The following is a 9,441-nucleotide window of genomic DNA, read 5'->3' on the forward strand; positions in this document are numbered from 1 at the left end:
GCGGCGAATCAGCTATCGGGTCCGCCCGAGACCGACCGATCGACCTTGCCGCGCGGAACGGCCAGGGCCAGCAGCGGCACCACGATGCTGACGGCGGCGAGCAGCAGCGAGAACGTGGTGACTGCCACAGCCGGGACGATGACCAGCTTGAAGCTGTCGATCGCCGTGTGCAGGATCGCCGGTGCCCAGATGGTGCCGCGCCCCATGTCGAACAGGTGGGCGAACGGCAGCGAGGTGACCGCGGCGACCAACAACGTGGCCGATCCCACCACCGGGCCGGACGTGATGAAGATGGGCAGGTGGGCGACCGCGACCAGCGGCATCGTCCAGAGCACCGCGGCACCGAATGATCGCCCCGCTCGCAGCCGGCGGTACGCGTAGCCCCGCCAGACCGTCTCCTCGGCCAGGCCGTGGAAGGCGAAGATGCCGACCAGCAGCCAGGGCCAATCGGGCCGGAGTTGCACGCTCGTTCCGGTCACCGCGGTGGCGAGCGGGTAGACGAGCAGCACGAGCCCGCCGACGACGCCGGCGGTGAGCACGGAGCGACCGGTCGGTCGAGCAAAGCCCAACCGGCGCAGCGCCTTCCGAGGTGGGAGCCGGTAAAGAAACCGTTCGACGACCAGTGCGGTGACCAGCACGGCGGCGAGAATGACCAGGCCGTAGCGCCCGGTCGGGTCGAGTTCGGCCGTGCCGAGCAGCACGCCGAGCAGGACAGTGAAGCCCAGCCCGAACCGCAGCCAACTGGCGGCCGACCGGATCGCCTGCGGCGCCTGAGGTGTCGCTGCTTCCGCGGATGCGTTCATCTGCCCGCCCTCCCGGAACGCCTCGCAGGCTCGGCCGTTCCGGCTCGGCCGGACCGACGAGAGTGTTGAGGATTCGCTCGCTGACGCTCGTTCATCTGCCCGCCCTCCCGGAACGCCTCGCAGGCTCGGCCGTTCCGGCTCGGCCGGACCGACGAGAGTCGATGATTCGCTTGCTCATCGAGTACCACCGCCTGCTGCAGGTCGCTCCGCCGTGTCGCGGAGGGCCGGAACGGCGATCAGCGCCGCGGTGACCGCGACCAACGGGGGGCCGATCCCGGCCCAGCCAAGGATCGCGAACGGCAGGATGCCGACCACCATCAACCCGGCGATGACGGACCTCGACGCCGACCGCCAGCCGGCCGCGGCGATCAACGAGACACCGCCGACGAAACCGACCAGGGCGAGGGCCGGCGGAGCACCGGCCGCCATCAGCAGTTGGCACCCGCCCAGCGCGCCGAGCAGGATCCGGAACCAGTTGACGGCCAGCATCTTCGCCGTGTCCGGCCAGCTGTCGATCGTCATCGTGCCGGCAATGACCATCAGCAGCGCCGACGGGTACCACAGTCGCCCGGCCGTGCTCAGGCACAACAGTCCCGGCCCGGCCAGGGCCAGCGCGCAGGCGGCCCGGCCGGCCACCGACAGGCGCGGACCGCGCTGCCGCCACGCCGCCCAGCCGGCCACCGCCGAGAGCGCGACGGTGAGCAGCCCCAGGGCGATCGGCGACGCCTTCGCCCCGGTCCACTCGGGGATGCGCGACCCGACGGCCGCCTGCACTGCGCCGGCGATCACGCCCAGGACGCTGCCGGCCAGCCCGAGCCGGGCGACCCACCGGTGCCGGTGCGCCGCCGGGTCGGCGGTCGGCGGGTTCGCGCTGCCGCCCTCTTGGCGCGCCCCGATCAATCGGCCGCCGCGAAGCGGTTCCCGCGACGACGGTGACGCCACCTCGAGCGGATCGTTCATCGGGTCACCTCCGCGACGTCCCGACGCGGAGTGGGCCGCCCCGCCCGCACCGGATAGCCGACCCGGAACGTCAGCAGCGGTGCGCCGCCGTCCGGCACCAGCGCGGCGAATCGGGGCGCGAACGTGGGCACCGCCCCGGTGGCCGCCTCCCGGTCGATGCGTTCGGTGACCTGGTTCATGTGCTGCAGGGCCACTCCCTGGACGGTCGCCGCCAGATGGATCCGCTGGAGCAGGCGCCCGGCGTCCAGCTGGGTGCGCCGCTCGTCCGGGTGGGCGGCGGTGATGACGCCGTACGCCGCGGCCGTCGCCGTGTGCACCGTGCGGGTCTGCTCGACCCAGAACTGGTCGCCGGCAGTCCTCGACGAGGCCGGCAGCAGCTTGGCAGCGCCCAGGGTCAGGGGGCCGAGACCCTGACCGTCCAGGACCAGACCGTCCCGGTACCGCTGGATCTCGTCGTTGTTGCCTCGGAACCAGACGAATCCGTCGGTGGACTGCTGCTCGTCGGCGGTCAGTGCCGTCGCCGCGTCGACGAGCAGGCCGCCGAGCGCCGCCCGGGCGCCCGCCTCGGTGATCCACCGCACCGCGATCCCGGACGGCAGGTCGTCGTCGACGAGCGAGGCCAGCAGGTCGTCCGGCACCGGCCGGCCGTCGTAGGGTCCGCGGTTGGTGTGCCGCTCGCCGATCGCGTCGTACCGCGGGCTTGCCACGGCCGGGCCGGCGGTGAGGGCGACGTGCGCCACCCTGTCGCCGTCCGCACCGTCGGGCACCCACGCGACGGACGGCGCCAGCCCGCGGGCCCGGCAGCCGAGCACCAGGTTCTCCACCGCACAACCCAGCCCGACGTACTGTTCCCGCCCGAACGGGTCGACCGTGCCGGTCGTGCGGGTGCGGTCGACGTAGACGTCGATGGCGTCCGCGCCGACGCCGAAGATCCACGGCTGGGTGTTGTGCGGGCTCGCGGCCAGGACCGCCGCGGCGACGGCCCCCAGTGGGCCCGGGGTGTCCCGCCACGACCGCCAGGGGGCGTACGCGTCACCGCCGCCGGGGTCGAGCACGGCGGTGTCGAAGACCCGGTAGCTCAGCGCGCCGGCCCCGGCGACGACCACCGTGGCCGCACCGAAGCCCAATGCCCGCAGCATCTTTCGTCGGGACCAGCCGGCCGGTGGGGCGCCGCCCGCCGATCCGTCGGGGGAGTCCGGCTGCGGCCGGACCGTTCTCGTCGCTGTCATCATCCTGTGCCGCCTCGTCAGGGTGTCGGTGAGTGGTCGTCGGCCGTCGCCGGCTGTGCTCGACCATCGACCGCGGCCGGGTGCCGACGCATCACCCCCCGGTCGGGAGTACCCGGGGTACCCGGGCCGGTCGCGCCGCGAGGCACCCTCGATGTCGGCATCCCTACCCGGGTGATTCGGGCCCTGGGGTGCAGCGGAGCCACCCAGGGTTCGGGCACGCTGGGCGGCAGCGGAGACGGCGGAGTGGGAAGGGACCGATGGGGGTGAACGTGACCGGAAACTGTGAGCTGACGGTCGCGGGCGGCGTTGCCCGGTCGGTGCTCGACACGATCGAGAGCCGGTTCGATGTCCGGTCGGTGCGCCCGGCCGATCGCCCGGTGGGCCGGACGGTGTTGACCGTCACCGGGGTCGACCAATCGGCGGTCCGCGCACTGATGATCATGTTGTGGGACTCGGGGTACGACGTGCTGGCGATGACGACCGTCGCCGGCGGGGCGCCCGGCTTCGAACCGCGACCCGGGTGAATCGGATTGCGCCGGTCGGATCGGGCCGGATCGGGCCGGCCCGGATCGCGCCGGTCAGATCAGGCCCAGGCCGCGAGCGACCACCACCGCATCCTGCCGGGATGCCACGCCGAGCTTGCGGTAGAGGCTCTTGTTATAGGCCTTGACGGTGTTCACCGACAGGAACATCGCCCGGCCGATCTCCCGCTGGGTGGCCGAACCCGGCAGGAGGCGAAGGATCGACAGCTCGCGATCGGTCAGTTCCTCGGCGAGCACGCCGGACCGCCGGGCCGACCGGGCGGCGATCTGCCCGATCCGGGTCTGTGCCTGGTCGACCAGGCGCATCGCGTACGGGGTCACCGGCTCGTCGTCGACGGTCTCCCGGACCCGGGTCACCGTCGCCCGGGCGGCCGCCCGGTCGCCGCAGCCGAGCTCGGCGTCGGCGAGGAAGACCAACGCCAGGACGAACGACGTTCGCAGGGCGGCGATCTCGGCCATGGTGGCGGCTCGGGTGAGCCGATCCCGGGCCTTTTCGGCGTCCCCGGTGCGGTAGTCGTGTCGACCCTGCACGAGTCGCAACATCGCCACCAGCGGACCCGCGGCGTGGCCCCACCGGCGTTCCGCGTCGTCGGCGAGCGGCACCGCCTCGCGCAGCAGGGCCTCCAGGGCCGCGCCCCGGTCGAGTTCGAGCAGGCTCAGCCCCAGGTTGCCGCCGATCTGCAGCGTGACGCCGGGTGACCAGGCCATGGAGTCCCGATCGCGCCAGGTGGTGACGAGGATGTCGATCGCCTCGGCGAACCGGCCGTCCCGGGCGAGCGCGCTGCCCAACGCGGCCAGTGCGATGGGCAGTCCATCGCCACCCGCCGCGGACTCCAGCTCGACGGCCTGCCGGCACAGCTCGACGGCCCGGGCGGACTCGGGGTCAGGAGTGCCGATCACGGCTCGCAACATCATCGAGGCCGCCGGCGGACTGCTCCACCCGGGAATCGTGGCCGTCGACGCGGCGATGCCCTCGTCGCAGCGGTCCAGCCAGTGGGGCACCAGATCCAGGCGCCCGCTGGTCGCCGACGCGTAGGCCAGGCTGACGGCGAGCCGGGGCGCGACCGCCGACCGGGGGAGCAGCTCGCCGAGCGCGCGGAAGCCGGCCGCACCGCCGCGGGAGAGGAACACCGGCTCCGACGACGCCAGCAGGTCGGCGGCGGACGCCGGGTCGCCCGCGGCGAGCAGGTGGCGGACGGCGTCGTCGTTGCGCCCCTGGTCCTGGAACCAGCCGGCCGCCCGCCGCAGCGTGGCCCGGTCGGCGGTCTCCGACCGACCCGATCCGTGCAGCAGGATGTCGCGAAACAGGTGGTGGCAGCGGTACCACTCGTGGTCGTCGTCGAGGGCAACCAGAAACAGGTCGGCCCGATCCAGTTCGCGCAACACCTGGGCGGAGCCGGTGACCGCCAGCGCGGCGTCGCACAGCGGGCCGGACAGGCGATCCAGTGGTGCGGTTCCCACCAGCAGGTCCCGCTGGTGCGCCGTCATCGCCGGCAGGACCTCGGCCGCAAAGTAGTCGAGCAGGTGCCGATCCGCACCGTGGCGGTGGGCGGCTCCGGTCGGCGCCCCACCGACCCGGCGGGCGAGGCCGGCCAGCTGCAGGCCGGCCGCCCACCCCTCGGTCCGCTGCCACACCTCGGCGGCCTCCTCGTGGTCCAGATCGCCCCCCGATACCGTCCCGACCAGCGCGGTCGCCTCGTCGAGCGAGAACCGCAGGTCGTCGGCGCGCACCTCGGTCAGCTGGCCCCGGGCCCGCATCCGGGCGAGCGGCAGGGGCGGATCGGCGCGGCCGGCGATGACGAGTCGGAGCGCGGCGGGCAGGTAGGTCACGAGAAATTCGACGCTCTCGTGGATGCGGGGATCGTGCACCGTGTGGAAGTCGTCCAGGACCAGGACGTGCGGGACGTCGGACGTCGCCAACTCGTTGAGCAGCAGCGGAAGGGCCAGCGCGATCGGGTCCACCCCCGGCGCGGCCACCGCGTCCAGGGCGGCCGAGCCGATCTCGTCGTCGGTCTCGCGCAGCGCCAGGAGCACGTAGGTCCAGAACCGGGTGGACTCGTCGTCGCCCTCGTCGAGGGAGACCCAGGCGACCCGGGTCGGCGCGCCGGGGTCCGCCGCCCACGAGGACAACAGGCTCGTCTTGCCCCAGCCGGCGGGCGCCACCACCACGGTCAGCGGGGTTCCGGCGGCCCGCAGCCGGTGTTCCAGGTGGGCGCGACGCACCGCACCCGGACGGGCCGGCGGGATCCGTCGCTTGATCGTCAGCAGCGCACCGACGGGACGGTCGGAGCTCATCGCGCTGTCACCCGCGGCCGATCCACCACCCGAGGAAGTCTGCCAGCCGGGCCCGGGCCCGGACAGACCCGTCGGTGTCGGGCCGGGTCAGCCCGTTCGGCTGATGGTTCCCCGGTCGTCCGTGCGCAGCGACCGCGAGATCACCAATCGCTGGATCTGGTTGGTGCCCTCGAAGATCTGCATCACCTTGGCCTCGCGCATGTACCGCTCGACCGGGAAGTCCGTCGTGTAGCCGTAGCCACCGAGGACCTGGACCGCGTCGGTGGTCACCTTCATGGCGTTGTCGGTGGCCACCAGCTTGGCGACGGCCGCCTCCCGGCCGAAGGGCAGGCCCTGATCCCGCAGCCGGGCCGCGTGCAGGTACATGGCGCGCGCGGTCTGCACCGCGGCCTCCATGTCGGCGAGCAGGAAGCCCAGGCCCTGGTGATCGATGATCGGCCGGCCGAAGGTCTGCCGTTCGCGGGCGTAGCCGACGGCCCGGTCCAACGCGCCCTGGGCCACGCCGGTGGCCACCGCGGCGATCCCGAGCCGGCCGGAATCCAGCGCGGCCAGCGCGATCGGCAGGCCCTGACCCTCCTCGCCGATCCGCCGCTCGACGGGGACCCGGACGTCCGCCAGCACCATGGTGGCGGTGGTCGAGCCGGTCAGTCCCATCTTGTGTTCCGGTGGATCGGCGGTCAGGCCGGGGGTGTCGGCGGGCACCAGGAAGCTGGAAATGCCGGACCGGTCGGCCGAGGTCCGGGCCATGACGAGGTAGAAGTCCGCCCGCCCGCCGTGCGTGGTCCAGGCTTTGGCCCCGTTCAGGACGTACTCGTCGCCGTCCCGCCGGGCGGTGGTCCGCATCGCCGCCGGGTCGGAGCCGGCCTGTGCCTCCGACAGGCAGTAGGCGCCGAGCAGATCGCCGGCCAGCAGGTCGGGCAGCCATCGCGTGCGCTGTTCCGCCGTGCCGTAGTAAGCGAGCGGGAAGCAGCTCAGGACGTGCACGCTCATCCCGACGCCGACGCTCGCCCAGACCGCGCCGACCTCTTCCAGGACCTGCAGGTACACCTCGTACGGCTGCCCGCCGCCACCCAGGTCCTCCGGGTACGGCAGGCCGAGCAGGCCGGTCGCACCGAGCATTGCGAAGATCTCACGCGGGAACTCGGCGGTGGCCTCGTGTTCGGCGGCGCTCGGCGCCAGTTCGCGTGCCGCGATCTCCCGGACGAGTTTGAGCAGGTCCACCGCCTCGTCGGTGGGCAGCAGGCGGCGAGCCGGCACCGGGTCCTCCTCGGCGGTGGGTGTGACGTTCGCTGGATGCCCGCGACTGTACGCACCGGCCGCGGACCCGATGTGGCATCGTGCCCAGGGCCCCGGTAGGTCAGCGTGGGCCGGGCGAGCTGGGAGGTCGGGTGAGCGAGCGTCAGCGAGTGAACCATCGGCTGGGGCGCCGCTCCCGCGGCCCGGCCGGCGAACCCGCCAGGCGACACGGGCAGGGACCGGCGTGAGCTGGTGGGAGGCGCTGGCCGTGTTCGCGGCGGGGATCGGGGCCGGCACGATCAACGTCGTGGTCGGATCCGGAACGCTGATCACCTTTCCCGTGCTGCTGTCGGTCGGCCTGTCGCCGTTGACCGCGAACGTGACGAACACGCTGGGCCTGGTCCCGGGCTCGTTCACCGGCGCCTGGGGCTACCGGCGGGAGCTCACCGGGCAGCGGCGGTCGCTGATCATCCTGGGCAGCGCCTCGGTGATCGGCGCGATCGCCGGCGCGCTGCTGCTGCTCGTCCTGCCGCCGGCCGCGTTCAAGGCGATCGTGCCGGTGCTGATCGCCCTGGCCCTGGTCCTGGTGCTGGCCGGTCCGGCGATCAACCGGCGAGTGGCCGCCCGCGGGAAGATGCGGGATCCGGAGCAGCCGGGACCGGGCCTGTGGGCCGGCATCCTGGGCTGCGGCGTGTACGGCGGTTACTTCGGGGCGGCCCAGGGCGTGCTGATGATGGGCCTGATGGGGGCGCTGCGCGGCCCCGACATGCAGCGCAACAATGCCATGAAGAACATGCTGACCGGCCTGGTCAACGGGGTCGCCGCGGTGGTGTTCATCGTCGTCGCCGAGCCGGCCTGGCCGTACGTGGCGCTGGTCGCCGCCGGGTCCACGGTCGGCGGCTTCATCGGCGCCAAGGTCGGCCGGAAGCTGCCGCCGCCGGTGCTGCGCGGGGTCATTGTCGTTGTCGGCCTGATCGCGATCGCCAAGCTCGTCACCAGCTGAGTCCCGGGATCGTCCCGGGATCGTCACGGACGCGGCGGCACACCGTTCGCCGGCCGCGGGCCGGTCGGGGACGGGGCGAGACGAGCGACTCGGATCCCCGGTCGCGCTGCCGGCCGTGGATGCCATGCTCGATGTCATTCGCCATCAACTCGTCACCCACCCGATCGAAGGGATGCCCCGATGACGCCACCACCGTTCCGGTTCGGCTACAAGGCGTCGGCCGAGCAGTTCGGGCCGAGCGAGCTCGCCGACATCGCCGTGAGTGCGGAGGCGCACGGGTTCGACTCGGTGTTCATCTCCGATCACCTGCAGCCGTGGCGGCACGACGGCGGGCACGCGCCGGCGTCGTTGCCCTGGCTGGGCGCAGTGGGCGCCCGCACCTCCCGGGTGATCCTGGGGACGTCGGTGCTGACGCCGACGATCCGGTACCACCCGGGCGTCATCGCGCAGGCCTTCGCCACGCTCGGCTCGATGTTCCCGGGCCGGATCGTGCTGGGCGTGGGGACCGGCGAATCGCTGAACGAGGTTCCGCTGGGCCTGGCCTGGCCGGAACAGAAGGAGCGGTTCGCGCGGCTCAAGGAGTCGGTGAACCTGATCGAGGAACTCTGGTCGGGCGAACGGGTGACCTTCGAGGGCACCTACTACCGCACGGACAAGGCGACGATCTACGACCGTCCGGCGCAGCCGGTGCCGATCTACATCGGGGCGTCGGGCCCGGCGGCGACCCGGCTGGCCGGGCGGATCGCGGACGGGTTCATCACCACTTCGGGCAAGGCGCCGTCGCTGTACACCGACACGCTGCTACCGGCCCTGCAGGAGGGGATCGAGAAGGCGGGCCGCAGCCCCGACGCGGTCGACACGTTGATGGAGATGAAGGTCTCCTTCGACCACGACAAGGAACGCGCGCGGCAGGACACCAGGTTCTGGGCGGCGCTGGCCCTCAAGCCGGAGCAGAAGGCCGGCGTCGAGGATCCCCTGGAGATGCAGCGGTTGGCCGAGGAGTTGCCGATCGAGCAGGCGGCGTCCCGGTGGATCGTCTCGGACGACCCCGACGAGCACGTCCAGCGGATCGGCACGTACCTCGACCTGGGGTTCCGGCACCTGGTGTTCCACGCCCCGGGGCACGATCAGGAACGGTTCCTGGAGTTGTACGGCAGTGAGATCCTGCCGCGCCTGCGCGCGCGGGTCGGGTCCTGACGCAGTTGATCATGGGCTCGCGGCCGTTCTGAACCGCCTGGATTCATATGGTCGATGCAACACACCCTGACTGAGGAGTGTTGCGTGTCTTCAAGATCGATGACCGGCCCGCGGAAGCGGGTGTACGACTGGCAGGACAAGGCCGCGTTCTTCGGTGCGGTGATCGCCGGCAAGTC

Annotated in this window: 8 protein-coding genes; 3 read left to right on the forward strand and 5 right to left on the reverse strand. The window is 72.6% G+C overall.

Annotated elements, in window-relative coordinates; all coding sequences use genetic code 11:
* Positions 1 to 8 precede the first annotated feature (8 nt).
* From ACILSK_RS22380 to ACILSK_RS22390, 3 genes are all read right to left on the reverse strand, one after another.
* Positions 9 to 803 (reverse strand): CPBP family intramembrane glutamic endopeptidase, encoded by a 795-nt coding sequence (locus ACILSK_RS22380; RefSeq protein WP_395729399.1) that lies wholly within the window; start codon positions 801 to 803, stop codon positions 9 to 11.
* A 174-nt stretch (positions 804 to 977) separates the two neighbouring features.
* Complete coding sequence (locus ACILSK_RS22385; protein WP_395729400.1) at positions 978 to 1,763, reverse strand: hypothetical protein; 786 nt, start codon at positions 1,761 to 1,763, stop codon at positions 978 to 980.
* Positions 1,760 to 2,902, reverse strand: coding sequence for an Acg family FMN-binding oxidoreductase (locus ACILSK_RS22390; protein ID WP_395729401.1), 1,143 nt, complete (start codon positions 2,900 to 2,902; stop codon positions 1,760 to 1,762). The genes ACILSK_RS22385 and ACILSK_RS22390 overlap by 4 nt, the downstream gene beginning before the upstream one ends.
* 353 nt (positions 2,903 to 3,255) lie before the next feature.
* Here ACILSK_RS22390 and ACILSK_RS22395 point away from each other — a divergent pair, with 353 nt between their 5' ends.
* Complete coding sequence (locus ACILSK_RS22395; protein WP_395729402.1) at positions 3,256 to 3,516, forward strand: hypothetical protein; 261 nt, start codon at positions 3,256 to 3,258, stop codon at positions 3,514 to 3,516.
* Positions 3,517 to 3,570: 54 nt separating this feature from the next.
* On the opposite strand, the gene ACILSK_RS22400 is transcribed toward ACILSK_RS22395, so the two are convergent.
* Both ACILSK_RS22400 and ACILSK_RS22405 read right to left on the reverse strand, forming a co-directional pair.
* Positions 3,571 to 5,829, reverse strand: a complete 2,259-nt coding sequence (locus ACILSK_RS22400) for a LuxR C-terminal-related transcriptional regulator (protein WP_395729403.1) — start codon at positions 5,827 to 5,829, stop codon at positions 3,571 to 3,573.
* 87 nt (positions 5,830 to 5,916) lie between these two features.
* On the reverse strand, positions 5,917 to 7,086 hold the full coding sequence (locus ACILSK_RS22405; protein ID WP_395729404.1) for an acyl-CoA dehydrogenase family protein: 1,170 nt from the start codon (positions 7,084 to 7,086) through the stop codon (positions 5,917 to 5,919).
* Positions 7,087 to 7,309: 223 nt separating this feature from the next.
* On the opposite strand from ACILSK_RS22405, the gene ACILSK_RS22410 reads away from it, so the two are divergent.
* On the forward strand, positions 7,310 to 8,068 hold the full coding sequence (locus tag ACILSK_RS22410) for a sulfite exporter TauE/SafE family protein (protein ID WP_395729405.1): 759 nt from the start codon (positions 7,310 to 7,312) through the stop codon (positions 8,066 to 8,068).
* Between the two features lie 180 nt (positions 8,069 to 8,248).
* A complete protein-coding gene (gene fgd / locus ACILSK_RS22415; protein WP_395729406.1) occupies positions 8,249 to 9,265 on the forward strand; it encodes a glucose-6-phosphate dehydrogenase (coenzyme-F420) in 1,017 nt (338 codons plus the stop codon).
* Positions 9,266 to 9,441: the final 176 nt, after the last annotated feature.

It is taken from the genome of Nakamurella sp., from assembly GCF_044224575.1.
In the GTDB taxonomy this organism is placed as follows: Bacteria; Actinomycetota; Actinomycetes; order Mycobacteriales; family Nakamurellaceae; genus Nakamurella.

What these genes read in the sequence shown, in the direction of transcription:
- ACILSK_RS22380 (WP_395729399.1), bottom strand. Translation starts at nt 803, where the DNA reads ATGAACGCATCCGCGGAAGCAGCGACACCTCAGGCGCCGCAGGCGATC.
- ACILSK_RS22385 (WP_395729400.1), bottom strand. Translation starts at nt 1,763, where the DNA reads ATGAACGATCCGCTCGAGGTGGCGTCACCGTCGTCGCGGGAACCGCTT.
- ACILSK_RS22390 (WP_395729401.1), bottom strand. Translation starts at nt 2,902, where the DNA reads ATGCTGCGGGCATTGGGCTTCGGTGCGGCCACGGTGGTCGTCGCCGGG.
- ACILSK_RS22400 (WP_395729403.1), bottom strand. Translation starts at nt 5,829, where the DNA reads ATGAGCTCCGACCGTCCCGTCGGTGCGCTGCTGACGATCAAGCGACGG.
- fgd (WP_395729406.1), top strand. Translation starts at nt 8,249, where the DNA reads ATGACGCCACCACCGTTCCGGTTCGGCTACAAGGCGTCGGCCGAGCAG.